24 protein-coding genes are annotated in these 25,901 nt (G+C 71.2%); 13 read left to right on the top strand and 11 right to left on the bottom strand.

Going from position 1 to position 25,901, the window contains the following annotated elements; all coding sequences use genetic code 11:
- Positions 1-44: 44 nt before the first annotated feature.
- The 4 genes from AC1DZA_RS00190 to AC1DZA_RS00175 all read right to left on the bottom strand — a co-directional run bounded on the left by AC1DZA_RS00190 (position 45) and on the right by AC1DZA_RS00175 (position 3,118).
- Positions 45-812 (bottom strand): hypothetical protein, encoded by a 768-nt coding sequence (locus tag AC1DZA_RS00190; protein WP_476762172.1) that lies wholly within the window; start codon positions 810-812, stop codon positions 45-47.
- Positions 809-1,717, bottom strand: coding sequence for an ABC transporter ATP-binding protein (locus AC1DZA_RS00185; RefSeq protein ID WP_476762173.1), 909 nt, complete (start codon positions 1,715-1,717; stop codon positions 809-811). Before AC1DZA_RS00185 ends, AC1DZA_RS00190 begins: the two co-directional genes overlap by 4 nt.
- Positions 1,714-2,073, bottom strand: a complete 360-nt coding sequence (locus tag AC1DZA_RS00180; RefSeq protein WP_476762174.1) for a GntR family transcriptional regulator — start codon at positions 2,071-2,073, stop codon at positions 1,714-1,716. The genes AC1DZA_RS00185 and AC1DZA_RS00180 overlap by 4 nt, the downstream gene beginning before the upstream one ends.
- 136 nt (positions 2,074-2,209) lie before the next feature.
- On the bottom strand, positions 2,210-3,118 hold the full coding sequence (locus AC1DZA_RS00175) for a DMT family transporter (RefSeq protein WP_476771623.1): 909 nt from the start codon (positions 3,116-3,118) through the stop codon (positions 2,210-2,212).
- A 284-nt stretch (positions 3,119-3,402) separates the two neighbouring features.
- Between AC1DZA_RS00175 and AC1DZA_RS00170 the strand changes: the two genes are divergently transcribed.
- Together AC1DZA_RS00170 and lpdA are read left to right on the top strand one after the other, a co-directional pair.
- Positions 3,403-5,541, top strand: coding sequence for a CHAT domain-containing protein (locus AC1DZA_RS00170; RefSeq protein WP_476771221.1), 2,139 nt, complete (start codon positions 3,403-3,405; stop codon positions 5,539-5,541).
- A 61-nt stretch (positions 5,542-5,602) separates the two neighbouring features.
- Positions 5,603-7,000, top strand: coding sequence for a dihydrolipoyl dehydrogenase (gene lpdA, locus AC1DZA_RS00165; protein WP_476771220.1), 1,398 nt, complete (start codon positions 5,603-5,605; stop codon positions 6,998-7,000).
- A 144-nt stretch (positions 7,001-7,144) separates the two neighbouring features.
- Here the strand turns inward: lpdA and AC1DZA_RS00160 are convergent, their stop codons facing one another.
- Both AC1DZA_RS00160 and AC1DZA_RS00155 read right to left on the bottom strand, forming a co-directional pair.
- Positions 7,145-8,776, bottom strand: coding sequence for a solute symporter family protein (locus AC1DZA_RS00160; protein WP_476771219.1), 1,632 nt, complete (start codon positions 8,774-8,776; stop codon positions 7,145-7,147).
- Positions 8,776-9,159: a DUF485 domain-containing protein gene (locus AC1DZA_RS00155; protein WP_476771218.1), complete on the bottom strand. Its 384-nt coding sequence runs from the start codon at positions 9,157-9,159 to the stop codon at positions 8,776-8,778. Before AC1DZA_RS00155 ends, AC1DZA_RS00160 begins: the two co-directional genes overlap by 1 nt.
- Before the next feature lie 207 nt (positions 9,160-9,366).
- Between AC1DZA_RS00155 and AC1DZA_RS00150 the strand changes: the two genes are divergently transcribed.
- The 5 genes from AC1DZA_RS00150 to AC1DZA_RS00130 all read left to right on the top strand — a co-directional run bounded on the left by AC1DZA_RS00150 (position 9,367) and on the right by AC1DZA_RS00130 (position 14,159).
- Positions 9,367-10,605 (top strand): sensor histidine kinase, encoded by a 1,239-nt coding sequence (locus AC1DZA_RS00150; protein WP_476771217.1) that lies wholly within the window; start codon positions 9,367-9,369, stop codon positions 10,603-10,605.
- Positions 10,602-11,351 carry a LytR/AlgR family response regulator transcription factor gene (locus AC1DZA_RS00145; RefSeq protein WP_476771216.1) on the top strand — a complete coding sequence of 250 codons (750 nt, stop codon included), beginning with the start codon at positions 10,602-10,604 and terminating at the stop codon, positions 11,349-11,351. The genes AC1DZA_RS00150 and AC1DZA_RS00145 overlap by 4 nt, the downstream gene beginning before the upstream one ends.
- Complete coding sequence (locus AC1DZA_RS00140; RefSeq protein ID WP_476771215.1) at positions 11,348-11,785, top strand: DUF485 domain-containing protein; 438 nt, start codon at positions 11,348-11,350, stop codon at positions 11,783-11,785. Before AC1DZA_RS00145 ends, AC1DZA_RS00140 begins: the two co-directional genes overlap by 4 nt.
- Positions 11,782-13,266: a sodium/solute symporter gene (locus tag AC1DZA_RS00135; RefSeq protein ID WP_476771214.1), complete on the top strand. Its 1,485-nt coding sequence runs from the start codon at positions 11,782-11,784 to the stop codon at positions 13,264-13,266. The genes AC1DZA_RS00140 and AC1DZA_RS00135 overlap by 4 nt, the downstream gene beginning before the upstream one ends.
- 152 nt (positions 13,267-13,418) lie before the next feature.
- Entirely contained in the window at positions 13,419-14,159 is a 741-nt protein-coding gene (locus AC1DZA_RS00130; protein ID WP_476771213.1) for a sulfite exporter TauE/SafE family protein, read from the top strand.
- Here AC1DZA_RS00130 and AC1DZA_RS00125 read toward each other — a convergent pair.
- The 4 genes from AC1DZA_RS00125 to AC1DZA_RS00110 all read right to left on the bottom strand — a co-directional run bounded on the left by AC1DZA_RS00125 (position 14,143) and on the right by AC1DZA_RS00110 (position 18,202).
- Positions 14,143-14,793, bottom strand: coding sequence for a GNAT family N-acetyltransferase (locus AC1DZA_RS00125; RefSeq protein WP_476771212.1), 651 nt, complete (start codon positions 14,791-14,793; stop codon positions 14,143-14,145). The genes AC1DZA_RS00130 and AC1DZA_RS00125 overlap by 17 nt on opposite strands.
- A gap of 8 nt (positions 14,794-14,801) precedes the next feature.
- Positions 14,802-16,088, bottom strand: coding sequence for an adenylosuccinate synthase (locus AC1DZA_RS00120; RefSeq protein ID WP_476762774.1), 1,287 nt, complete (start codon positions 16,086-16,088; stop codon positions 14,802-14,804).
- A gap of 1 nt (position 16,089) precedes the next feature.
- Positions 16,090-16,635, bottom strand: coding sequence for a DUF3151 family protein (locus AC1DZA_RS00115; protein ID WP_476771211.1), 546 nt, complete (start codon positions 16,633-16,635; stop codon positions 16,090-16,092).
- Between the two features lie 109 nt (positions 16,636-16,744).
- Positions 16,745-18,202 carry a S8 family peptidase gene (locus AC1DZA_RS00110; protein ID WP_476771210.1) on the bottom strand — a complete coding sequence of 486 codons (1,458 nt, stop codon included), beginning with the start codon at positions 18,200-18,202 and terminating at the stop codon, positions 16,745-16,747.
- Positions 18,203-18,368: 166 nt separating this feature from the next.
- Here AC1DZA_RS00110 and argG point away from each other — a divergent pair, with 166 nt between their 5' ends.
- The 3 genes from argG to AC1DZA_RS00095 all read left to right on the top strand — a co-directional run bounded on the left by argG (position 18,369) and on the right by AC1DZA_RS00095 (position 22,133).
- Positions 18,369-19,796: an argininosuccinate synthase gene (gene argG, locus AC1DZA_RS00105; protein WP_476762762.1), complete on the top strand. Its 1,428-nt coding sequence runs from the start codon at positions 18,369-18,371 to the stop codon at positions 19,794-19,796.
- Positions 19,797-19,976: 180 nt separating this feature from the next.
- On the top strand, positions 19,977-21,449 hold the full coding sequence (cls, locus tag AC1DZA_RS00100) for a cardiolipin synthase (RefSeq protein ID WP_476771209.1): 1,473 nt from the start codon (positions 19,977-19,979) through the stop codon (positions 21,447-21,449).
- A gap of 15 nt (positions 21,450-21,464) precedes the next feature.
- Entirely contained in the window at positions 21,465-22,133 is a 669-nt protein-coding gene (locus tag AC1DZA_RS00095; protein WP_476771208.1) for a GAP family protein, read from the top strand.
- A 9-nt stretch (positions 22,134-22,142) separates the two neighbouring features.
- Here AC1DZA_RS00095 and AC1DZA_RS00090 read toward each other — a convergent pair whose 3' ends face one another.
- Positions 22,143-22,490 carry a hypothetical protein gene (locus AC1DZA_RS00090; RefSeq protein ID WP_476771207.1) on the bottom strand — a complete coding sequence of 116 codons (348 nt, stop codon included), beginning with the start codon at positions 22,488-22,490 and terminating at the stop codon, positions 22,143-22,145.
- A gap of 186 nt (positions 22,491-22,676) precedes the next feature.
- Here AC1DZA_RS00090 and AC1DZA_RS00085 point away from each other — a divergent pair, with 186 nt between their 5' ends.
- Genes AC1DZA_RS00085 through AC1DZA_RS00075 form a run of 3 tightly spaced genes read left to right on the top strand, consistent with a single transcriptional unit; the run spans position 22,677 to position 25,875 of the window.
- Positions 22,677-23,354: a TetR/AcrR family transcriptional regulator gene (locus tag AC1DZA_RS00085; RefSeq protein WP_476771206.1), complete on the top strand. Its 678-nt coding sequence runs from the start codon at positions 22,677-22,679 to the stop codon at positions 23,352-23,354.
- Entirely contained in the window at positions 23,351-24,019 is a 669-nt protein-coding gene (locus tag AC1DZA_RS00080) for a hypothetical protein (protein ID WP_476771205.1), read from the top strand. Before AC1DZA_RS00085 ends, AC1DZA_RS00080 begins: the two co-directional genes overlap by 4 nt.
- Positions 24,016-25,875: a YhgE/Pip family protein gene (locus AC1DZA_RS00075; protein WP_476771204.1), complete on the top strand. Its 1,860-nt coding sequence runs from the start codon at positions 24,016-24,018 to the stop codon at positions 25,873-25,875. Before AC1DZA_RS00080 ends, AC1DZA_RS00075 begins: the two co-directional genes overlap by 4 nt.
- Positions 25,876-25,901 lie beyond the last annotated feature (26 nt).

Raw genomic sequence — 25,901 nt, 5'->3', positions numbered from 1 at the left:
GATTGAGGCGGCTCGGCGTCATCCTCGGGGATGACCCCGGCGGGTCAGCGGGGCGTGGCCCGCCGGATCACCAAGTAGCCGCCGATCGCGCACACGAGGGCGGCCCCGAGCACGACGGTGAACACCCCCACGACGCCGATCCCCCCGAACCACTCGAAGATCGCCGGCCAACTCTCGGTGAAGGTCGCGATGGCGACTCCGCCGAGGAGGAGCGCGACCGCGCCCGAAGCGAGGGTCAGCATCCCGCGCATCCGCCACCGCAGGTACACGGTCGTGACGCTCGCCCCGATGAAGAGCACGAACAGCTGGAGTGCGAGCGTCGTGTAGAAGTCGACCAGCCAGCCGTTCTGCCCATACCAGAGCGCGTCGAACATCGAGACGTTCAGCCACCAGCCGTTCGTGGCCTTCTCGACCTGCACGAGGGTGGCGATGGCGATGGCGTTCAGCAGCGAGACGATGCCGAACATCGCGCTCGTCCCGAGCCAGAAGTCGCGTCGCGTCGCGCCGAATCCCAGAGCGAACGACATCGTGAGGCCGATGGCCTGGACGCCGACGACGACGAGGTACCACTGCGGCGACAGCACCGCCCAGCTGTAGCGCATGCCCTCGCCCATCTTCTCGGTGTCCGCGCCCGCGGCACCGGCGATGATGCCGATGACGATCATCACCAGCCATGCGGCGCCGAGGATGATCCACGGGATGCCGAAGAACACCGACGGCGTGAGGGCGTGCAGGCGCACGACGCGCCACACCTCGGTGAATCGCGTCCGCGGCTCCGTGCGGACGGACGGCTGTTCGATCACGGCGGTCATGCTGCGACCTCCTGTTCGGTCGAGTCGGTGCGGAGGTCGGCGCCGGTCATGTGGACGATGAGCTGCTGCAGCGAGACCGGTGCGAGCTCGAGGCCGAGCTCCGCGGCTCGGATGCGGTCGGCCTGGTCGAGCCGGCCGTCGATCGTGACGGACGCCAGTCCGCCGAGGCTCTCGCGACCGATCACCGCGCGATCGGCGACGAACGACTCGACCGCGGCACGGCCGCCCGCCACCGTGGTGGCCGAACCGCGCACCTCGTCGGCGTCGCGGTCGAGCAGGATGCGTCCCTGGTCGATGATCAGCAGGTGCTCGAGGAGGTTGGCCACCTCGTCGATCAGGTGCGTCGAGAGCACGATCGTGCGGGGGTGCGCGAGATAGTCAGCGAGGAGCCGATCGTAGAAGATCTGCCGCGCGACGGCATCGAGGCCCAGGTAGGGCTCGTCGAAGAACGTCAGCGGTGCGCGTGAGGCGAGGCCGACGATGACCCCCACCGCAGAGAGCTGGCCGCGCGAGAGCTTCTTGACGGGGCGATTGAGCGGGAGCCGGAAGTCGTCCACGAGTCGCGCGGCGAACTCGGCATCCCAGTTCTCGAAGAACCACGGTGCCGCCTTCAGCACGTGCGAGGCGTGGAAGGCGTCGGGGTATCGCTGCGACTCCGCGATGAAGCAGAGTCGTCGCAGCACGTCGGCGTGCTCGGCCGGCGTGCGGCCGAACACCTCGAGCTCGCCGTCGTTCGGGAAGATCTGGCCGGTCAGCATCTGCATCACGGTGGTCTTGCCTGCGCCGTTCCGGCCGAGGAGGCCGTAGATGCGGTTCTCCTCGAGCGTGAAGTCGACGGCGTCCACCGCCGTGAACGAGCCGTAGCGCTTGGTGAGTCCGCTCGCGCGGACCACGGTGCGGGTCATGAGTCGATCCTTTCCGCGCGGAGCAGCCCCGCGAGTTCGTCGATGTCGATGCCGAGCTTCTCGGCCTCGATGATGAGCGGCCGGAGGTACTCGGCGGCGAAGTCGGCCCTGCGACGTTCGATGAGCCGTGCCCGCGCGCCCTGGGTCACGAACATGCCGATCCCCCGTCGCTTCTCCACGATTCCGTCGTCGACAAGGCGATTCACCCCTTTCAGTGCCGTGGCCGGGTTGACGCGCAGGAAGGTCGCGAACTCGTTCGTCGACGGGATCTGGCCACCCTCGGGCAGCGATCCCTCGATGATGTCGTTCTCGACCTGTTCAGCGATCTGGATGAAGATCGGGCGTGATTCGTCCAATGCCGGCCTATCTGGTCGTGCGTTCTGGTGTTGTGCGCGAACCTCGTTGGTTCATTACTTGTGTAACTAACCAACCATGCACGGATGCCGCTGTCAAGACCTTCGGGGTACGCGGCGGTTGGCGAGGGCGTTGCCGTCAGGCCGCTGAGGCGGCGGTGGCGCGCCGCGGGAGGCGGAGGCGCCCCTGCGTCAGCAGGATGCCGACCAGCACGAGCACCGCGCCGACCGGCTCGTGCCAGCTGAAGCGCTCGCCGAGCAGCAGCACGCCCAGGGCGACGCCGACGACCGGAGTCACGTACGTGACCGTCGAGGTGCCGGTCGGCCCCCAGGCGCGCAGCACGTTGATGTTCCAGATGTAGGCCAGGCCGGTGCCGAGCACGCCGAGGGCCAGCAGCGAGCCGACGATGGTCCAGTCGAGGTCGACCGGGGTCAGCGCGATGAACGGCGTGAGGGCGAGCATCACGACGGCCGAGACGCCGATCGAGAGGAACGCGAAGGTCGCCGGCGCGATCGGCCGCTGGCTGAGGAACCGGCGCTGGTAGCCGAACGTGAACCCGTAGCAGAGCGTGGCCACGAGGCAGGCGAGCTGCCCGGCGAGGCTGCCCGTGAGCGCCTGGTACTGCCACGGTCCGATGATGACGAGCACGCCCACGATGCCGACCCCGACGCCGACCCAGCGGCTCAGGCCGAGCCGCTCGACGCGGAAGACCAGGGTGGCCATGAGGGCGGTCATGATCGGCGTCGTCGCGTTGTAGATCGACGCGAGGCTCGACGATACGTACTGCTCGGCCCACGCGAAGCACAGGTAGGGGATGACGCAGGTCGTGAGCGACACGACGAGGAAGTGCAGCCACACCACCCGCTCGCGCGGCAGCACCGGGCCCGGCGTGCCGTCGGCCCGCGGCACCCGCGGTCGCGTGACGAGCACGATCGTGCCGAGCGCGAGGGCGCCGAGCAGCGTGCGCGTCCACGCGACCTGCCCGAACGACACCCCCTCGAGCGCGACCTTCATGAAGAGGAAGCTCGCCCCCCACACGACCCCCATCGCGAGGAACTGCACCCACGTCGACAGCCGTCCCGATGGCCTGGGCCCGGATGCCGCGACGGCGGACTTCGCGCTGGTGCTCGTGCTCACCGGTCGAGCGTACGCCCGGCCGCCGACGGCGGTCGCGCCTCCGGAAGGTGCTTGTCCGGAATCCGCCGGAGGTCGGCAGGATGCTTCCGCCGCCCGACCCGTGCCCGACCTGATGACCGCCCGGGCAGCGCGGGAGTAGCCTGCTTCCGTATCGGTTCCGGGCCAGTCTCCCCGGAACCGCCCGGGAGCCGCTGGTGAGCGCGATCATCGAGCTGGAGATCGGACCCGGCGAGGAGCCGGGCACGTGGGCCGTTCGCGTGCTCCGATCGGCCGGGGCGGACGCGGCATCCGCGTCGTTCCGGCTGGACGTCGACACCCTCATCACCCGATTGCCGTTCATGGACTCCACGGTGCTCGCCTCTGCGGTTCCCGCGCGGCGGGTGCTGACCGCGGGCGAGACCGAGATCCAGCGCGTGGGCACGGAGCTGTTCTCCGCCGTCTTCACCGGCGAGGTCGAGGAGGCGTATCGCACGAGCCGTGCCGTCGCCAAGGAGCACGGGGAGAGCCTCCAGGTGCGCCTGCGGCTCATCGCGCCGACGCTCGCCGCCCTCCCGTGGGAGTCGCTGTTCGACCCCCAGGCAGGCGTGTACGTCTGCCGCAAGGAGCCGCTGATCCGTCAGATCCCGACGACGGACGCGATGGAACCGTTGAACCTCGACCCGCCGCTGCGGGTGCTCGCGATGGTCGCCGCGCCCAGCGACCTGCCGGCGATCGACGCCGCGGGTGAGCGGATGCGCCTCGAGACGGCGCTCGGGCCCCATATCGCCCGCGGCCGGATCCTCGTCGAGTGGCTCGACGACGTCACGTGGACCAACGTGCACGAGAAGCTGCTCTCGGCGCCGTGGCACGTGCTCCACTTCGTCGGGCACGGTTCGTACGACCCCTCCTCCGAGGAGGGCGTGCTCGCGTTCGTCGGCCCCGACGGGCGGGCGGAGTACGTCGACGCGTCGGCGCTGGCCGACCTGCTCGACGAGGCCGAGCCGACCCCCCGACTGGTCGTGATCAACTCGTGCATGTCGGGCGCCGGGAGCACGAACGAGCTGTACTCCGGCACGGCCGCCGCGCTCGTCAACAGCGGCATCAACGCCGTCGCCGCGATGCAGTTCACGATCAGCGACGCGGCGGCGGTCGCGTTCTCGCAGGGCTTCTACTCGGCGCTCGCCTACGGCCGTCGCATCGACGAGGCCGTGGTCAGCGGCCGGATCGCGATCCTCGGCCTCGGTCGGGACACGCTCGAGTGGGTGACGCCGGTGCTCTGCCTGCGCGGCGACGACACCCGCCTGTTCATCCTGCCGAAGTCCGCGGACGACCCGGATGACGCGGCGGACATCCCGGGAATCCCCGGCGCCCCGCCCGGGCCCATGCCGACGCCGACGCCGAAGCCCGACCCGCGCCGGGTCCGGCTGGTCGCCGCCGCCGCGGCCGGCGCCGCGCTCCTCCTCGGGATCGGCGGCACCGTCGCGGTGATGGCGGCGCTGAGCGGGGCCGGCGGCGACGCCGGCGGCGACGGCGGCGGCGCGGCCGATGTCGGGGCGGTGACGCTCCCCGCCGAGATCGAGGTCCGAGGAGACACGGCGTGGACGCCGACCGGTCTCGAGTGCACCGGCGGCCGTCGTCTCCTCCTCAACGCCACCGGCGAGGTCGACGTCGAGGACCTCGGGGGCATCGCGCTGACGCCCGAGGGCGCCCAGCAGCAGTACTCCGCGATCGACCCGCAACCGTACGCGTCGCACGCCTCGCTCATCGGGCGCGTGAGCGACAGCGGACTGCCGTTCGTCGTCGGCTCACGGCTGGCGATGGAGTGCCCCGTCGACGGCGACCTCCAGCTCGGCTTCAACGACTCGGATCCCGGCGGCAACGTGGGATCCTTCACGGTGACGGCCTCGGATGTCACCGAGGACGCGACCATCACGCTCGACGCTCTCACGCCCATCACCGTCGACGTGCCGGCCAGTGCCGGCGACTGGGTGCCCACCGGGATCACGTGCCTCCCGGGCGCCACCTACTCCGTCTGGGGGAACGGCGTGATCATGTGGGGCGAGGACCAGGAGCTCACGTCGGTGGACGCCGACGGGGCGGAGGTGTTCACGCAGCAGGCGAACGACCCGCGCGACAACGTGCCGGGCCTCGAGGACGCCGAGCACGGCTCCCTGATCGGAGCCATCGACGGCCTGCCGCCCTATGTGGGACTCGGCACCGAGTCGTACTTCGACTGCTACGGCGGCGGCGGTCGGATCGGCCAGGTCGTGCTGGGCGTGAACGATCTCGCCCGCGACGACAACACGGGCCAGTTCACCGTGATCATGTCCCGCATCACCCCTCCGTCGGGCTGATCACCGGCGGGGTCGCATCCCACCCGTGACGCGGGAGCGCTCCCGACCTAGGCTGGCCCGCATGAGCGATTTCGACGTCATCGTCCTCGGCGCGGGCCCCGGCGGCTACGTTGCCGCGATCCGCGCCGCGCAGCTCGGCCTGAAGGTGGCCGTCATCGAGGAGAGGTACTGGGGCGGAGTGTGCCTCAACGTGGGATGCATCCCCTCGAAGGCGCTGCTGCGAAATGCCGAGCTGGCGCACATCTTCCACGACCAGGCCACGACCTTCGGCATCTCGGGCGAGGCGCACTTCGACTTCGGTGCCGCGTTCGACCGAAGCCGCCAGGTGTCCGAGAAGCACGTCAAGGGCGTGCACTTCCTGATGAAGAAGAACGGCATCACCGAGGTCGACGGCCGCGGCACCTTCCGGGACGCGAACACGCTCGACGTCACGAAGGCGGACGGGTCGGTCGAGACGATCGGGTTCCGCACCGCGATCATCGCGACCGGCTCGCGGGTGCGGTTGCTCCCCGGCGTCCAGCTGTCGCAGAACGTCGTCACCTACGAGGAGCAGATCCTCACCCGCGACCTGCCGCGTTCGATCGCGATCGTCGGCGCCGGCGCCATCGGCATGGAGTTCGCCTACGTGCTGCGCAACTACGGCGTCCAGGTCACGGTCATCGAGTTCCTCGATCGGGCCCTTCCCAACGAGGACGTGGAGGTCTCGAAGGAGATCACGCGGCAGTACCGCAACCTCGGCATCCCGATCCTCGCCTCGACCAAGGTAGAGACGGTCGTCGACCACGGGGCATCCGTCACCGTCTCGTACACGGGGGCCGACGGGCAGCCCGGCGTGCTCGAGGTCGACAAGGCCCTCATCTCGGTGGGCTTCGCCCCGAACGTCGAGGGCTTCGGCCTCGAGAACACGGGCGTGCAGCTCACCGAACGGGGCGCGATCGCGATCGACGAGCGGATGCGCACGAACGTGCCGCACATCTTCGCGATCGGCGACGTCACCGCCAAGCTCATGCTCGCCCACGTGGCCGAGGCGCAGGGCGTCGTCGCGGCCGAGACCATCGGCGACGCCGAGACCCTGGAGCTCGGGGACTACCGGATGATGCCACGGGCGACGTTCTGCTCGCCGCAGGTGGCGAGCTTCGGGCTCACCGAGCAGCAGGCCCGCGACGAGGGCTACGACGTGGTCGTCGCCAAGTTCCCGTTCACCGCGAACGGCAAGGCGAACGGCCTCGGCGACCCGGTCGGCTTCGTGAAGCTCGTCGCCGATGCGAAGTACCTCGAGCTGCTCGGCGGCCACCTCATCGGACCGGATGTCTCGGAGCTGCTGCCCGAGCTCACCCTCGCCCAGAAGTGGGACCTCGGCGCGCTCGAGCTCGCCCGCAACGTGCACACGCACCCGACCCTCTCCGAAGCCCTGCAGGAGGCGTTCCACGGCCTGACTGGCCACATGATCAACATGTAGGCGCACACGCGAAGCGGGGCGGATGCTGCGACGCGAGGTTGCGGCATCCGCCCCTGGTGTTCCATCGACGCGGCCGGGCAGGCGTTCCTGCCGCGTCGAATGACGCCCCGGCGGCGGAACTTCCCAGCCCGCCGCCGGAACCCTCTAGTGCTGCACCGCCTTCTCGGCGCCGACGCCCGTGAGCGAGCGCACCTCCATCTCGGACTGCTTGGCCGGGTCCTCCGTGCCCTTGTCGAGCACGGTGCCGAGCGAGCCGAGGAAGAAGGCCAGCGGGATCGAGATGATGCCCGGGTTGGACAGCGGCACGATGTCGAAGTCGGCGCCCGGGATCATCGAGGTGGGGGTGCCCGACACGACGGGCGAGAGCGCGATGAGCACGATCGCCGACCCGAGGCCGCCGTACATGCTCCAGAGTGCGCCCTGGGTCGTGAACCGCTTCCAGAAGAGCGAGTACACGATGGTGGGCAGGTTGGCGGATGCCGCGACGGCGAAGGCCAGGGCCACGAGGAACGCCACGTTCTGGCCGTTCGCGCCGATGCCGCCGATGATCGCGATGATGCCGATCACGACCACCGTGCGACGGGCGACCTTGACCTCGGCACCCGGCTCGGGCTTGCCCTTCTTCACCACGCTCGCGTAGATGTCGTGCGCGAACGACGCGGCGGCGGTGATCGTGAGCCCGGCGACGACCGCGAGGATCGTGGCGAACGCGATCGCGGCGATGAGGCCGAGCAGCACCGGGCCGCCGAGCTCGAACGCGAGCAGCGGGGCCGCCGAGTTCGCGCCGCCCGGGGCCGCGGCGATGGCCTCGGGGCCGATGAGGGCCGCAGCGCCATAGCCGAGCACGAGCGTGAACACGTAGAAGATGCCGATGAGCCAGATCGCCCAGACGACCGACTTGCGCGCCTCCTTCGCCGTGGGAACGGTGTAGAACCGCATCAGCACGTGCGGCAGGGCCGCGGTGCCGAGCACGAGCGCGAGGCCGAGCGAGAGGAAGTCGAGCTTCGCGACCTCGGAGACGCCGTACTTCAGGCCCGGGTCGAGGATCGCCGGGTTGCCGGCGGTCGCGACCGCGTTGTCGAGCAGCGTCGAGAAGCTGAAGCCGTTGATCGCGAGCACCCACACCGTCATCACCGCGGCGCCCGCGATGAGCAGGCCCGCCTTGATGATCTGCACCCAGGTCGTGCCCTTCATGCCGCCGATGAGCACGTAGAGGATCATGAGCGCGCCGACGACCGTGATGACCACGGCCTGGCCGAGCTTGTCGCCGATGCCGAGCAGCAGGGAGACGAGCCCGCCCGCGCCGGCCATCTGCGCCAGCAGGTAGAAGAAGCACACGACGAGCGTGGTCGTGGCCGCGGCGATCCGTACAGGGCGCTGCTTGAGCCGGAACGAGAGCACGTCGGCCATCGTGAAGCGGCCGGTGTTGCGCAGCAGTTCGGCGACGAGCAGCAGCGCGACGAGCCACGCCACGAGGAAGCCGATCGAGTAGAGGAACCCGTCGTAGCCGGTCACCGCGATGGCACCGACGATCCCGAGGAACGAGGCCGCCGACAGGTAGTCGCCCGCGATCGCGGCGCCGTTCTGCCCACCCGTGAACGAGCGGCCCGCGGCGTAGTAGTCGGAGGCGGTCTTGTTGTTGCGGCTGGCGCGGAAGACGATCACCAGCGTGATCGCGACGAACGCGCCGAAGATGGCGATGTTGAGCCAGGGGTCGCCGGGCGAGGCGGCGGCGGCCTCGGCGGCGAGGTGCGTGTGGGTCTGCGTGTGCGTCATCAGCGGTTCGCCCCTTCGGTGTCGGATGCCGCGGCGGCATCCGCTTCGATGCCCTCACGGATCTCGGTGGCGAGCGGGTCGAGGCGCCGGTTGGCGAAGGCCACGTACCAGGTCGTCACGGCGAACGTCGTGAGCACCTGTGCGATGCCGAGCACCATGGCCACGTTGACGCTGCCGAACACCGGCGTCGACATGAAGTCGTGCGCGTAGCTGGCGAGCAGCACGTAGGCGAAGTACCAGACGAGGCAGGCGGCCAGCACCGGGAACACGAAGCCCCGGTGCGTGCGGCGAAGGGTCTGGAACTCCGGTGATTGCTGGATGGCGGGGTAATCGACGTCGGCCAGTGCCGTCGACGTGTCCGCGCTCAGGGCGTCGTTGCCCATGGCGTCTCTCTCCTTCGAGGGGGGTCTCGGCGGACCGTCCGCCGCGCCGCTGCACCGAGCCGTCAGGGCGGCGGGGCGATGCAGTGGCACCATGCTGGCGCTCGCCCCCGGGCGCCGGGGCTGCTCGCCGTTCGTCGTCGCCGAGCGGCGCCCATCGTGCGACGAACGGCTCCGCCGTGACGACGAACGACGGCTACGCTGACCTGCATGCCCGAGTCGATGCTGCTCGCCGCTGCCGCCGGAGTGGTGGCGGGGGCGCTCGCCGTCGGGGTGGTGCTGCTCCTCCGACGCATCGTCGGATCCTCGAAGGAGCTCGGCACCGACGTCGAACAGGCGACGTACCAGACCCTCCACCTCGCGAGCCGTGCGGCGAAGCACCTGCGCGGCGGCATCGACGAGGTCGACGCGGTTCGGGCGGTCCGCTACCTCCGGGCGCTGCTCGGCTGCGAGACGCTCGCGCTCGTGGATCGCTCGGGTGGGGTCGTCGTCGAGGGTGACGACGCCGTGCGCGCGGTGGCCGGGCGTCTCGCCGCGGAGGCGAGCGCCTCGGGCAAGTCGCAGGTGCAGCGGCGCATCCCCCTCGGCGACCGCGAGACCGACGCCGTGGCTGCCCCGATCCGCACCGGCGGCCGGGCGGTGGGCGCGATCGTCGCGTTCGGGGCGCCAGTGCGGGCCGGCCTCGTGCGAGCCACCGGGGAGGTCGCCGACTGGGTGGCCGCCCAGGTCGAGTTGGGTGAGCTGGATGCCTCGCGCGCGGCGCTCGCCGAGGCGGAGGTGCGGGCCCTGCGGGCCCAGATCAGCCCGCACTTCATCTACAACTCGCTGAACGCCATCGCGTCGTTCATCAACACCGACCCGGCGCAGGCCCGTGAGCTCGTGCTCGAGTTCGCCGACTTCACGCGCTACTCGTTCCGCCGCCACGGCGACTTCACGACCGTGGCCGAGGAGCTCCGCTCGATCGACAGCTACCTCCGGCTCGAGCGGGCCCGCTTCGGTGACCGGCTGCGGGTGACGCTGCAGATCGCGCCGGAGGTGCTGTCGACCGTGGTGCCGTTCCTGTCCATCCAGCCGCTCGTCGAGAACGCGGTGCGGCACGGCCTCGAGTCGAAGGAGGGCGGCGGGCGCATCACCATCACCGCGTCCGACCTGGGTGCGTTCGCCGAGATCAGCGTGGAGGACGACGGCGTCGGCATCGACCCCGAACGGCTCGAGACGGTGCTCGCGGGCGGCGCCCCGGGCGAGCACGTGGGCCTGCGCAACGTCGACGCGCGCCTCCGTCAGGTCTACGGCGAGGAGCACGGGCTCGTCGTCGAGACGAACGTGGGCGCCGGCACGCTCGTGCGGATGCGGGTGCCGAAGTCGCAGCCCGGCCGCGTCGCAGCATCCGCAGACGCCTCGCGCAGTCCCGGTGCCAACCGAACCCCCGGTGGAAGACTGGAACGATGACGATCTCCGTGCTCATCGCCGACGACGAGCAGCCCGCGATCGACGAGCTGGCGTTCCTGCTCGGACAGGACCCGCGCATCGGGGTCATCCACCAGGCCGCCTCGGGCGCCGAGGCCATCCGCCTGCTCACGCGGGAGCCGGTCGACGCCGCGTTCCTCGACATCCACATGCCCGGCCTCAACGGGTTCGACCTGGCGCGGGCGATGCAGCGCTTCGAGCGGCGGCCCGCCCTCGTGTTCGTCACCGCCGACGAGGAGGGTGCGCTCGAGGCATTCGACCTCGCCGCCGTCGACTACCTGCTGAAGCCCGTGCGCACCGAGCGCCTGCACCGCTCGGTGACCCGCATCGTCGAGGCGCTCAAGGCCTCGGCGGCCGCGCACGCCGGCGCCGCGGCATCCGAGGCGCAGCCCGAGATGATCGCGGTCACCCTGGGCGGCACGACGCGCATGATTCGCCGCGACGAAGTGCGCTACGTGCAGGCGCAGGGCGACTACGCGCGGCTGCACACCGAGGAGGCCAGCTACCTCGTGCGCGTGCCGATGTCCGACCTCGAGCGGCAGTGGAGCGACGCCTTCGTGCGGGTGCACCGCTCGTACCTCGTGGCGATCCCGCACCTCACGCGCATCCGGCTCGGCGGCGACCACCCGAGCGTCACGGTGGGCGCGGCCGAGCTGCCCGTGAGCCGGCGGCTGCTGCCCGCCCTGCGCGAGCGGCTCGACTCGGCGACCATCCGGCCGAGATCATGAGCGACGAGGGCCGAGCGGATGCCGCGGAGCCGGCGCGTCCTCCCGCTTCCACGGATGCCGCGGGGCCGCCCGCCCGCGTGCGCGTGACCGCACCCCACGCCGGCTCGCCCGGGGCATCCGCTCGCCCGCACCACCAGGCCGGACGCGAGGCGCCCACGAGTGACATCGCAGGCGTGTACGTGCGGTCGTTGATCCGGTCGCAGCTGCGGCTCGGCATCGTGTTCGCCGTCGGCTTCGCGGTCGCGACGGCGTTGTTCGTGTTCGCCATCGCGCTCGTGCCGCAGCTCGACACCACGTTCGTGATCGGCGTGCCGCTGTCGTGGCTGCTCCTCGGGGCCGGCGTGTACCCCCTCGCGATCACCGTGGGCGCGCTCTACGTGCGCGCCGCCTCGCGCAACGAGGCTCGCTACCGCTCGCTCGTGGAGGAGGAGTGAACCCGGCGATCGGCTACACGGCGATCATCGTGGTGGCCCTCGCGTCGGCGCTGATCGGGTTCTACGGGCTGCGCGTCTCGCGCACGACGAGCGACTTCTACGTCGCCAGCCGTACCGTGCGGCCGTGGTGGAACGCGTCGGCGATCGGCGGCGAGTACCTGTCGGCGGCGTCGTTCCTCGGCATCGCGGGGCTCATCCTGCTCACCGGATCGGCGGCGCTGTGGTTCCCGATCGGGTACACGGCCGGCTACCTGATGCTGCTGCTGTTCGTGGCGGCGCCGCTGCGCCGCTCGGGCGCCTACACGATCCCAGACTTCACCGAGGCCCGGCTCGAGTCCACCGCGGCGCGGCGCGTGACGAGCCTGCTCGTGATCGTGATCGGGTGGTTCTACATCGTGCCGCAGCTGCAGGGCGCCGCCCTGACGGTGCGGATCACGACGGGACTGCCGGCGTGGGCGGGGTCGCTCGCGGTGGCCGTCATCGTGGCGGTCGTCGTGGCGGCGGGCGGCATGCGGTCGATCACGTTCGTGCAGGCGTTCCAGTTCTGGCTGAAGCTCACCGCGCTCGCCGTGCCGGTGTTCGTGGTGCTGCTCGTCGTGAACGGCGGGGAGCCGCCTGCGCAGCTCAGCCCTACCGAGGCGTTCCCGGCGTCGGCCGGACCGGGCGACCTCGACGGGTACCGCACGGTGTCGCTCATGGTGGCGTTGCTCTTCGGCACCCTCGGGCTCCCCCACGTGCTCGTGCGCTTCTACACGAACCCCGACGGCGTCGCCGCGCGGCGCACCACCGTGATCGTGCTCGTGCTGCTCTCGGTGTTCTACCTGTTCCCGACGGCGTTCGGATTCCTCGGGCGGGCGTTCGCGCCCGACCTGGCCGCGCCCGGGGAGTCCGACGCGCTCATCCTGCTCCTCCCCGACCGCCTGGTGCCCGGGCCGGTCGGCCAGCTGCTCACCGCACTCGTGATCGCCGGGGCCTTCGCGGCATTCCTCTCGACGTCGTCGGGCCTCGTGGTGTCGCTCGCCGGCGTGATCAGCCAGGACCTCCTCGGCGGCAGCGTGCGCGGCTTCCGCATCGCCGCGGTGATCTCCACGTTCGTGCCGCTCGTCGTCGCCCTCGCCACCGAGTCGACGGGCCTCGCCGGCAGCGTCGGGCTCGTGTTCGCGTTCACCGCGTCGACGCTCGCACCCATGCTCATCCTCGGCATCTGGTGGCGCGGGCTCACCGCCCGGGGCGCCGTCGCGGGCATGCTCACGGGCGCGGCGCTTGCGGGGGCGGCGATCCTCGGCGGCTCCGCGCTCGCGACGTGGGCGCCCGGCATCCGCCCGTTCCTCGAACAGCCCGCCGCCTGGACGGTGCCGCTCGCGGTGCTCGTCACCGTGCTCGTGTCACGCACCGACCGGCGGGGCGCGCCCCGCGGTGCGGACGCATTCCTCACCCGGCTGCACGTCCCCGAGGCGGCGCGGCACCGCGGGTCGGCCTGATCCCGGCCCGGCCCCGCCCCGCCGCGCCGCCACCGCTCGCCGAGCGGTCACGATCGGTGGCTCGCAGATGCCGCGTGGCGACCGATCGTGACCGGTCGCGGACCCGGCAGCCGCGTGTCGGGCGACCGGGCCGGCCGCACTAGGCTTGCCCGGTGCTCCTGCCCGTCGCCGTCTCGGTGCTCGTGGGTGCGTTCGCCCAGCGCGTCACCGGCATGGGGTTCGCCCTCATCGCCGCGCCCGCCCTCGTCGTGCTCCTCGGGCCGTTCGACGGGGTGATCATCGTGAACGCCTGCGCCGTGCTGTCGTCGCTGCTCATCCTGCCGCGGGTCTGGCGGCACATCGACTGGCCGCGGTTCCGCTGGCTGGTGGTGCCCGCCGTCGCAGGGACCGTGATCGGAGCGCTCGTCGCCGCGCGGCTGCAGGGGCCGGTGCTGCAACTCGGCATCGGCATCCTGGTGATCGTGGCGCTCACCGTCTCGCTGGCCGTCACCCGCACCGAGCACGTCGCCACGGGGCGGACGCCCGCGGTCGTCGCGGGTGCGACATCCGGATTCATGAACGCCGCCGCCGGCGTGGGTGGGCCTGCCCTGAGCGTCTATGCCGTCGCGACGAGGTGGCCGCAGGCGGGCTTCGCCGCGACCGCGCAGCCGTACTTCGTGGTCATCGGCCTCAGCTCGCTCGTCGGCAAGCTCGCGGCGTCGGGCTGGGCGATGCCCGAGGTCGACCCGGGTGTCTGGCCGGTCTCGATCGCCGCGCTGCTCGTCGGGCTCGCGCTCGGCGAGCTGCTCCACGCGCGCATCGGGCACCGTGCCGCCCGCGCCGGCGTCATCGCGATCGCCTACCTGGGCGGTGTGGTCGCCATCGTCGACGGCGCGATCACCCTCGCGGGCTGACCTCGAGCAGCACGGGCTCGCCGCCCCGGGCGTCTAGTCGGGCCTCGAGCCCCGCACGCACCGCCGGCCACTCGTCGACGATGATCGAGAAGATCGCCGAGTCCCGCCAGGTGCCGTCGGCCCGCGGCTTGTGCCGGCGGGCGAGCCCCTCGAACTGCGCGCCGAGCTTGAGGATGGCCGCTCGGGAACGCGCGTTGCGCGCGTCGGCCTGGAGCTTCACCCGGCCGAAGCCGTGGTCGAACGCAAGACCGAGCAGCAGCAGCTTCGCCTCGGGATTCACGGCGGTGCCCCAGACCCTCGGGTCGTAGCCGGTCCAGCCGATGTGCGCCGACTCGTTCGGCAGGTCGAGGTCGCCGAGCTTCGTGGCGCCGACCACGGTGTCATGGTCGGGTCCCCCCTCGAGGCGCACGGTGAACGGGAGGGCGTCGGGAGCGGGCGCGTAGGAGCGGAGCGCGAACGCCTCGAATGCGGCGAGGTCGGCCGGCTGCCCGGCCGGTCCGCCACCGAACCCACCGGCGAACACCTCGGGGCGTCCCAGCGCGCGATACAGCTCGGGGATGTCGTCGGTCGAGAACGGCGTGAGGCGGATGAATCGGCCGACGAGCGGCTCGGCGGCAGGGCGGCGCGCGGTCATGTCGTGCCTCAGTCGAGCAGGTCGTGCAGCTGCACGATCTCCTCGCGGCCGGGGCCGACGCCGATCGCCGAGATGCGGGACCCGCTCATGGCCTCGAGCTCGCGCACGTAGGCCTGCGCATTCGCGGGCAGCTCCTCGAACGACCGTGCACCCGAGATGTCCTCCTGCCAACCGGGGAACTCCTCGTAGACGGGAGTGGCGTGGTGGAAGTCGGACTGCGACACCGGCACCTCGTCGACGCGCTGGCCGTCGACCTCGTAGGCCACCGCGACGGGGATGCGCTCGAGGCCGGTGAGCACGTCGAGCTTCGTGAGCACGAAGTCGGTGACGCCGTTGACCCGCGAGGCGTAGCGGGCGATGGGCGCGTCGTACCAGCCGGTGCGGCGGCGACGCCCCGTGGTGGTGCCGAACTCGTGGCCCTTCTCGCTGAGGAACTCGCCCCACTCGTCGAAGAGCTCGGTCGGGAACGGGCCGGCGCCGACGCGGGTGGTGTAAGCCTTCACGACCGCGATGACCCGGTCGATGCGGTTCGGCGCGATGCCCGAGCCGGTGACCGCGCCGCCGCTCGTGGCGTTCGACGACGTGACGAACGGGTAGGTGCCGTGGTCGACGTCGAGCATGGTCGCCTGGCCGCCCTCGAAGAGCACGGTCTCGCCGCGCTCGAGCGCCTGGTGCAGCAGCAGCGACGTGTCGGTGACCATCGGCCGCAGTCGCTCGACGTAGCCGAGCAGGTCGTCGACCACCTCGTCGACGCCGATGGCACGCCGGTTGTAGACCTTCACGAGCAGGTGGTTCTTCTGGTCGAGGGCGCCCTCGACCTTCTGCCGCAGGATGTTCTCGTCGAAGAGGTCCTGCATGCGCAGGCCGACGCGGTTGATCTTGTCGGCGTACGCCGGTCCGATGCCGCGGCCGGTCGTGCCGATCTGGCGGCTGCCGAGGAAGCGCTCCGTGACCTTGTCGAGCGTGCGGTGGTACTGGGTGATGAGGTGCGCGTTCGCCGAGACGCGGAGCTTCGAGACATCCACCCCGCGGCTCTCGAGCCCCTCGAGCTCCTCGAACAGCACCTCGATGTCGACGACGACGCCGTTCGCGATCACCGGGACGACGCCGGGCGTGAGGATGCCCGACGGCAGCAGGTGCAGGGCGTACTTCTCGTCGCCGACGACGACCGTGTGCCCGGCGTTGTTGCCGCCGTTGAACTTCACGACGTAGTCGAGGCGCGACCCGAGGAGGTCGGTCGCCTTGCCCTTGCCCTCGTCGCCCCACTGCGCTCCGATGAGTACGGCTGCGGGCATGTCAGTCCTCTCCTGCCGCGTCCGCGGCGGTGGGCTCGGCGAGCGGCTCGCCGGCGTGGGCGTCGAAACCGGTGGCCGGCTCGAAGCGGCCGGCGGATGCCACGATCGGCATCATCTGGGTCGGGGTGAACTCCGACGCGATGCGTGCCGGAGCGGAGGCGTCGGCGGCGGCCAGTTCGTCGGCGAGACGCGCGGCGTGCCCCTCGAGCCCCAGGTGCTCGGCGGCGCGTCGCTGCGCATCGAGCGCCCTGAGGTAGGCGCGGTTCGGTTCGTCGGACCACGGCACGGCGTCGCCCGGCTGCCAGCCGGCGGCCGTGAGCTGCTCGCGGGCGAGGTCGACGGCGACGGCCGCGTACGCGAACGCGTCGATGGCATGGCCTTCCGAGTCGGCAAGGTCGGCCAGTTCGGCCCACGCGAGAGGTGACGACGGATGCCCCGACACGACCGACGCGACGGATGCGCGATCGGCTTCGGCCAGTGCCTGCCGCACCTCGGGCTCGTCGGCGAGTGACGCCTCGCCCTCGGGTGCTGATTGGTCTGCGGTCACACTCAACCTTAGCGCGAGGCGTTTCGCACGCCCATGAACCACCCCGCATGCATGCACGAGGGGCCGGACCTCTCGGCCCGGCCCCTCGCGGCGTCATCCGCTCAGTCGGCTACTGCACGACGTTGAGCGCATTGACATTGCCCGCTCCGTAGAAGGAGTTGCGCGCGCCACCCGTGCACGTGGCCGGGAAGCCGGGCCGCGGCTCGTAGACGCCCACCGGGCAGGCCAGCGGGGTCGCCGTGCGCTCGAGGAACGAGGCGAGCTGCCCGGGGTTCATGCCCGGGTGGGCCGACAGGGCGAGCGCCGCGACGCCGGCCGCGTGCGGGCCCGCCATCGAGGTGCCCTGCTTGTACCCCCAACCGTTCCCGGTCACCGGGCTCCACGTGGTCGAGAGGATGCCGTCGGTGAGCGTCGACGAGGCACCGCCGGTGCGGAACCGGGTGTCACCGCCGGGAGCCGTCACGTCGACGACGCCCTGGCCGTACGACGAGTAATAGCTCTTCTGCTCGGTCGGGCCGACCGCCGACACCGTCACCACGCCGGCCGCCTCGGCCGGCAGGTCGCGGCACGCACCGGTGACGGTGCGGTCCTCGATGGGGTAGCTGCCGTCGTTGGGGCTCGTGGAGTCGACGAACTTGTGCTGGAGGTCGACGTTGCTGTTGCCCGCCGAGGCCACCGTCAGGGTGCCCTGCGCCGAGGAATAGCGCAGTGCCCGCTGCACGGCCTGCCAGACCGGACGCTGGCGCGGGTCGTTCACGCAGTTGAACTCCCACGGGTCGATGAAGTAGCTGTTGTTCGTGATCGGCATGCCGTGGTCGGCCGCCCAGAGGTACGCGCAGACCGCGGCCTCGGGGTAGATGAAGCCGTCGTCGTTGACGACCTTGACGGAGGCGACCTTCACGCCCGGCGCGACGCCGGCGATTCCCACGCCGTTGATGGCGCCCGCGATGGTGCCTGCGACGTGGGTTCCGTGATCGGAGGTCGTCGGGCTCCACGCCGCGACGCTCGTGTCGACCACGCCGCCGATGCACGAGGCGCTCTGGTCGAACGCGATCTGCGACGCGAGGTCGGGGTGCGTCGGCGAGATGCCGGAATCGAGCACGCCGACCACGATCGACGGGTCACCCGTCGTGATGGCGTGTGCGGCGGGCACGTCGATCTGCGCCATGTCCCACTGCGAGTTCCACAGCGGCTCCTGCGTGGGGTCGCCCGTCGCCGCTGCGGTCGCGGAGCCGACGACGTCGCTGGCCTCGTCGTCGATGAGCGTCGTGCCGAGCCCGTCGGTCGAGGCGACGGAGTCGACGCCCGAGCCCGCGACCGCGCCCGCGAACGCCGTGTTCGTCGACTTGGCGACGAGCACGCCGATCTGGTCGTAGGCGGCGACCACGGTGCCACCCGCTGCGGCCACCCGGGCCGCGGCCTTCGCTGTGCTCTTGCCCTGCGGGGCGAGCACGAGGTACGTGGATTCGGGCCCGGAGGCGGCTGCGGCCGGTGCGACCGCGGCGCCCATCAGGCCGATGGCGATGGCCACGGCGGATGCCGCGCCGATCACCCTGTGCTTCTGCATGCGTGTTTCTCCTTCGTGTGGAGTGCACCGCCGGCCGTGGGTCGGTCGGCGGCCCGGACCGTCCAGTGGATGCGACGACGGCGACGTCGATGGTGCCGCGCGACCGGTGGCGCGAGTCTATTGGCGGCGTCGTCGCCGGGGAAGTGGCGCAAGTAGGCTGGTGGGCATGTCGAAAGTCCTCTCCAGCCTGCCCGTCGGCGAACGCGTCGGCATCGCCTTCTCCGGCGGCCTCGACACCTCGGTGGCGGTCGCGTGGATGCGAGAGAAGGGCGCGGTGCCCTGCACGTACACGGCCGACATCGGCCAGTACGACGAGCCCGACATCGCCGCGGTGCCCGAGCGCGCGAAGGAGTACGGCGCCGAGATCGCCCGCCACGTCGACGCGAAGGCCCCGCTCGTCGAGGAGGGCCTGGTCGCGCTGCAGTGCGGCGCGTTCCACATCCGCTCGGGCGGCAAGACCTACTTCAACACCACGCCGCTCGGCCGGGCCGTGACGGGCACGCTCCTCGTGCGTGCCATGAAGGAGGACGGCGTCGACATCTGGGGCGACGGCTCCACCTACAAGGGCAACGACATCGAGCGGTTCTACCGCTACGGCCTGATGGCCAACCCGCGCCTGCGCATCTACAAGCCGTGGCTCGACGCGGCGTTCGTGACCGAGCTCGGCGGCCGCAAGGAGATGAGCGAGTGGCTCGTCGCGCGCGGCTTCCCCTATCGCGACGCCACCGAGAAGGCGTATTCGACCGACGCGAACATCTGGGGCGCCACGCACGAGGCGAAGCGCCTCGAGGAGCTCGACGCCGGACTCGACATCGTCGAGCCCATCATGGGCGTGGCCGCATGGCGCGACGACGTCGAGGTGGCCACCGAGGAGGTGTCGGTGCGCTTCGAGGCCGGCCGCCCGGTCGCCATCAACGGCGCGGAGTTCTCCGACGCCGTGGCCCTCGTGTACGAGGCGAACGCCATCGGCGGGCGGCACGGCCTGGGCGTCTCCGACCAGATCGAGAACCGCATCATCGAGGCGAAGAGCCGTGGCATCTACGAGGCGCCCGGCATGGCGCTCCTCCACATCGCCTACGAGCGCCTGCTCAACGCGATCCACAACGAGGACACCATCGCCAACTACCACGCCGAGGGCCGCCGCCTCGGTCGCCTGATGTACGAGGGACGCTGGCTCGACCCGCAGTCGCTCATGCTGCGCGAGTCCATCCAGCGCTGGGTCGGCTCGGCCGTCACCGGCGAGGTCACCCTGCGCCTGCGTCGCGGAGACGACTACACGATCCTGAACACCTCGGGCCCTGCGCTCAGCTACCACCCCGAGAAGCTGTCGATGGAACGGGTCGGCGACGCCGCCTTCGGCCCCGAGGACCGCATCGGGCAACTGACCATGCGCAACCTCGACATCGCCGACTCCCGTGCGCGTCTCGAGCAGTACGCGCTCCAGGGCATCGTGGGCGGCGCGACGGCCGAGCTCGTGGGCGACCTCGAGGCGGGCGAGTCCGCGGCGATCACTGCCGGCGAGCTCGAGACCGACCTCGAGGCCGCCACGGATGCCGCGAACGAGGCAGCCGCGTTCGACCTCGGCACCGACTGACGGGGGACGCCACCGGCGACGCGCCCGATCCCCGGCGCGGCAGGTCTTGGACGGCCGCACTGCCGGTGCCATACTCAGACGACCGACCGGTCGCCTGAGCGAGGCGGGCGGCGAGAGCGACCGTACTGGGGAGGGCGCCATGGCCGGTGCTGCAGCGACACGTCGAGCGGTCGTGCCGGAATGAGCGCCGAGACGGCGACCATCATCGGGTGGGTGCTGGTGGCGGCGGACTTCGCCATCCGCATCGCCGCCCTCATCATCATCCCGCGGGATCGCAAGCCCACGGCGGCGATGGCCTGGCTCCTCGCCATCTTCCTGATCCCGTTCATCGGCATCCTGCTGTTCCTGCTCATCGGCAACGTGAAGCTGCCGAAGAAGTGGCGGGTGCGCCAGGCGGAGGTGAACCGGCTCATCACCGAGCGCGCGGCGGGCGTCGAGCTGGCCCCGGATCGATCGCAGTGGCCCACCTGGTTCGCCACCATCGCCGAGCAGAACCGGCGACTGGGCGCCCTCCCGGTCATCGGCGGCAACACCGCGACGCTCATCGGCGACTACCAGGCATCGATCGACGCCATGACGGCGGACATCGAGACGGCCGAGCACTACGTGCACGTCGAGTTCTTCATCGTGTCGCTCGACGTGACGACGAAGGACTTCTTCGCGGCCATGGAGCGCGCCATCCAGCGCGGCGTGACGGTGCGGGTGCTGCTCGACCACATCTCGACCGGGCGCTCGGCCACGCACAAGGCGACCTACGCGGAGCTCGACCGGATCGGGGCCAAGTGGAGCTTCATGCTCCCCGTGCAGCCGTTCAAGGGAAAGTTCCAGCGCCCCGACCTGCGCAATCACCGCAAGATCGTCGTCGTCGACGGGCGCGTCGGCTACACCGGCTCGCAGAACCTCATCGACCGCAGCTACAACTCGAAGAGCAACATCAAGCGCGGCCTGCAGTGGCAGGAACTCGTGGCCCGGGTCACCGGCCCGACCGTGACGGCGCTCAATGCGGTGTTCATGTCGGACTGGTACGCCGAGACCGACGAGCTGCTCGCCGACGACGAGAACGTCCGCGCGACCGCCGTGCCGTTCGATACCTCGCCCGACGCCCTCGACTGCCAGATCCTTCCGAGCGGTCCGGCGTTCGAGGGCGAGAACAACCTGCGGCTCTTCCTGTCGCTCGTGAACTCGGCGCAGGAGCGGGTGATCATCACGAGCCCGTACTTCGTGCCAGACGAGGCGATGATGTACGCGATCACGTCGGCCCGGCTGCGCGGGCTCGACGTGCAGCTCTTCGTCTCGGAGATCGGCGACCAGGGTTCGGTGTGGCACGCGCAGCGGTCGTACTACGGCGCCCTCCTGCGGGCGGGCGTGCAGATCTGGCTGTACCCCGGCCCGTACATCCTGCACGCGAAGCACCTGTCGATCGACGACGACGTGGCGGTGATCGGCTCGAGCAACATGGACATCCGCTCGTTCAACCTGAACTTCGAGGTGATCATGCTGGTGCGCGGGGCCTCGTTCGTGGCCGACATGCGCGAGGTCGAGGCGGGCTATCGAGCCGTCGGCCGGCAGCTGACGCTCGAGGAGTGGGAGCGGGAGCCCGCATCGGCGACGTTCCTCGACGGCATCGCACGCCTCACGTCAGCGCTGCAGTAGCAGAGGGGAGAACGGATGCTGCAGGCCATCGGCCACATCCTCCCGATCGCGCTCGCCGTGGCGATCAGCTCGGTGCCGATCATGGCGACCATCGTCATCCTCCTCTCGCCGAAGGGCGCGCAGACGGCGCTGCCCTTCCTGATCGGCTGGGTGCTGGGCATGGCGACGATGGTCACCATCTTCACGCTCGGCGCGCAAGCGGTCCCGTCGCCTCGATTCGATCGGCGGCCCGATACGGTCATCGCGATCATCGAGATCCTCGTGGGCATCGCGCTCGTGGTGATCGCGAGCATCGAGTGGCGTCGCGCGCTGCGAAATCCTTCCGATGCGATGCCCAAGTGGCTGAACTCGGTCGACAAGCTGGGGCCGTGGAGCGCCTTCGGCATCGCCTTCGCACTGAACGTCCGGCCGAAGGGACTGCTCCTCGCGATCGCTGCCGGGCTCGCCATCCGGGCGCCCGACCTGTCCGTCGGCGAAGCGGCGATCGTCATCGTGATCTACACGGTCATCGGCGCCTCGACCGTGGCGGTGCCGGTGATCCTCTCCCTCGCCGACCGCAAGGGGATGGAACCTCGGCTGCTGGCCATGAAGGACTGGATCAGCCGCAACAGCACAACCGTCACCGCCCTGATCTTCATCCTCATCGGCGTGTTCATCATCGGGACGGGGCTCACGGAACTCTGACCGGCGAGGTCAGCCGTGCCCGCCCCCGCCGCCTCCGACGCATCCGCGCTCAGCGAAGGCCGCGTCGCCGCGACCCTCGAACCAGGTCGGGGTGCCGTGGTCGTCGTACCAGAAACCGGGGTACACGTCCTCGAGGTCCTGGTGCTTCTCGTGCGCGCGCACGACCGCGACCTTGTCGGTCTCGATGAAGACGAAGGGGTTCTTCTCGCTGTGCGTGGCGTGGCAGTAGGGGACCCGGTGGTCCCCGTCGACGGGCGACGTCGCGTTCGCGGCGAGACCGCCGCCGAGCACGCTGAGGGCCACGAACGGCAGGGCGGCGAGGCCGGCCACGAGGCGTGCGGTGGAGGTTCTGGACATCGAGGTGTCTCCTCTCGGTTTCGACACGTCGCCAGCCAAGCAGCAGCCGCAATTCGGCTGCAAGAGCAATCCTCATGTCGTGCCCCTTCGGCTCCGCCCCAATGCGAGTGCCACTCGTTCGGGGCCGGAACGGGGGACACGCCCGCACAACTTGCACATCGGTGTGCAATTTCGTAGACTGGAGTCATGTCCGACATCGACGCGGGCCGTCGCGCGCCACGTCGAGACGCGACCGCCAACCGCGAAGCCCTGCTCGCCGCCGCCGCCGACACGCTCGGCGAGGCATCCGACGCCCCACTCGAGCGCATCACGAGCGCCGCCGGCCTGACCCGGCGCGCCTTCTACGGCCACTTCGCCAACCGCGACGCCCTGGTCGTCGCCGTCATCGACGTGGGGGCCGCGCGCCTCAACGCCGTCGCGGCGGCGACCGACCATCCCCACGCACCCACCGCCATCGCCCTGCTGGGCGCACGGCTGTGGGGCGCGGTGGCACACGTGCGCATGCTCGCCGGCATGGCCGTGCGCGAGCCCTACGCCGCCCACGCCGGCGAGGCCCTCCAGCCCGTGCGCGAACGGCTGCGCATGCTGGTCGAGCGCGGCATCGCCGAAGGCACGGTGCGCCCCGACATCCGCCCCGAGGTGCTCGCGCGCCTCATCGAGTCCGCCGCGATCTCGGTGCTGCTCGAGGCCGCCGCAACCGGCATCGACGACGTCGAGGGCCGCCGCCTCGTGATGCTCGCCGTGCTCGGCACCGCGGGCCTCGGGTGGCAGGACAGCGCCGACCTCATCGCGCGGGCACCCGAACTCTCCGTCGACGGAGCCACCCCCGCCGTCGCCGACGACCAGCAGGAGACCCACGCATGAGGATCGAACTCCGGGGGGTGAGCAAGGGGCGCAACGGCCAGGCGCTCGCCGCCACCACGGTCGGCTACGAATCCGGCCGCGCCACGCTCGCCCGCGCCGAGACCGAGCAGCGCCCCACCGTCCTCGGACTGCTCGCCGCAGGGCGCATGCGGCCCGACTCCGGTTCCGTCACGATCGACGGCCGAGCGGATGCCGCGGCGATCCGCCGCGCCGTCGCCCTCGTCGATGCGCCCGGCGTCTCCGACCCCGCTCCCGACATCACCCTCGCGGGCGTCGCCGCCGAGGAGCTCATGTTCGCCGGCGTCCCCTCGAACCCGGTCTCGGTGTCGCGCTGGCTCGACGACCTCGGCCTGCGCGAGTTCGCGCGCGTGCCGATCGCGAACGTCGACCCGGTCGTGCGCCTGCGCCTGCTCACCGAGCTCGCCGTCCTGCGCGACGGGGTCGAGGGCATCGTGCTCGTCTCACCCGACCGCCACGGCGGCGACCCGCAGGAGTGGTGGACGCTCGCTCGCCGGCTCGCCGACCGCGGATACGCCGTGCTCGTCATCGCCGGAGACGCCTCTGCCGCAGCCATCGGCGCCGCCGCGATGATCGCCCGCATGCAGGCCGACGAGGTCGACGAGACCGACGAGCAGGCCGCCATCGCCGAGGGAGGCCTCGCGTGAAGGTCCCGCAGATGATCGCCGCCGAGTTCCGGCGGCTCACCTCCACCCGCATGTCGGTCATCGCGCTGCTCGCGCTCATCGCCGTACCCGTGCTCTACGGCGGCCTCTACCTCTGGGCGAACCAGGACCCGTACGCCAAGTTCCCCGAGGTGCCCGTCGCGCTCGTCGTGGAGGACGAGGGCACGCCCGCATCCGACGGCGCCGCACCGCGCAACGTGGGCGACGAGGTCGCCGACGAGCTCATCGCCGACGGGGCCTTCGACTGGCACCGCACCACGGCGGCCGAGGCGCAGGCCGGCCTCGAGGCATCCGACTACGACTTCGCCATCACCATCCCCGCCGACTTCTCGGACGCGCTCGCCTCGGTGAGTACCGACACCCCCCGCCAGGCCGAGCTGACCCTCGAGACCAACGACGCGAACAGCTACCTCGCCGGCACCATCGGCAAGCAGGCCATCGAACAGATCCGCACCACCATCGCCCAGACGGTGAACCGCGAGGCCGCGTCGATGCTGCTCGGCTCGATCTCGACCATCCGGGACAACCTCGTCGAGGCGGCCGACGGCGCAGCCCAGCTCGCCGACGGCGCCACGCAGGCCGCCGACGGCGCCTCCCAGCTCGATGCAGGCGCGACGGAGCTCGCGGACGGCACCGCGCAGCTGGCCGCGGGCAACGAGCAGCTCGCCACCGGGTCGGCCGAGCTCGCCGAGGGCGCGCAGCAGGTCGCGGCGGGCAACGCGCAGCTCGCGGCATCCGCCGACCGCGTCGGCAGCGCCGTCGGCGACGCGACCGCTGCGCTCCCCCAGGTGCGCGCCGACATCGCCGCGCGGCTCGCCGCCCAGGGCGTCGACCAGGCCACGATCGACGACGTACTGGCCCGCCTCGACCCGCTCGGCGACGACATCGAGACGGGCAACGCGCGCGTGCAGCAGGTCGTCGGCCAGATCGACCAGCTCGCCGCCGGCAGTGCGCAGGTGGCCGACGGCTCGGCGCAGCTCGCCGCGGGCGCGCGCACCGCGGCCGACGGCGCCGCGAGTGCCGCGAGCGGCGCCGGTGCGTTGCGCGACGGCATCGGCACCCTCGAGGGCGGGCTCGACACGCTCCGCGACGGCACGGGCACCCTGCGCGACGGGCTCGACGACGGCGTCGCCGCTATCCCCGACTCCGACCAGGCCACGCGCGACGCGCAGGCCGACACCATCTCGGATCCGATCGCCCTGCACACGTCGGCGCTCACCCAGGCCGGCAACTACGGCGCGGGCCTCGCCCCGTTCTTCGCGGCGCTCGCCGGCTGGATCGGCATCTACGCGCTGTTCCTCATCGTGAAGCCGATCTCGCGACGGGCGGTCACGGCGCTGCACTCCCCGATCCGCGTCACGCTCGCCGGCTGGCTCACCCCCGGCCTCCTCGGTGCGGTGCAGATGGTGATGCTCTTCGTCGTGCTCGCCGTGACCCTCGGCTTCCCGATGGCGAACCCGGTCGGCACCCTGGGGGTCATGCTGCTGGCGTCGGTCACGTACGCGGCGATCATCCTCGCTCTCAACGTGTGGCTCGGGTCGGTCGGGCAGTTCCTCGGGCTCGTGCTCATGGTGCTGCAGCTCGTCACCGCGGGCGGCACGTTCCCGTGGCAGACGCTGCCGGCACCGCTCGCCGCCCTGCACCACGTGCTGCCTATGGGCTACGTCGTCGACGCGATGCGCCAGTTCATGTACGGCGGCGACCTGTCGCGCGCCGGGGTCGACGCGCTCGTGCTCCTGGCCTGGCTGGTGGGCGCCCTCGTGCTCGCCGCCGTCGGCGTCACCCGCATGACGCACTATCGCACCCTGCGCGACCTGCAGCCGAGCCTCATCGGCTGAGCGGATGCCGCGGCCGGCCTCAGCCG

It is taken from the genome of Agromyces sp. P2_B3 (assembly GCF_056404815.1).
The sequence above is the reverse complement of the archived record's forward strand: the minus strand, read 5'-3'. Positions and strand labels throughout refer to the sequence as shown.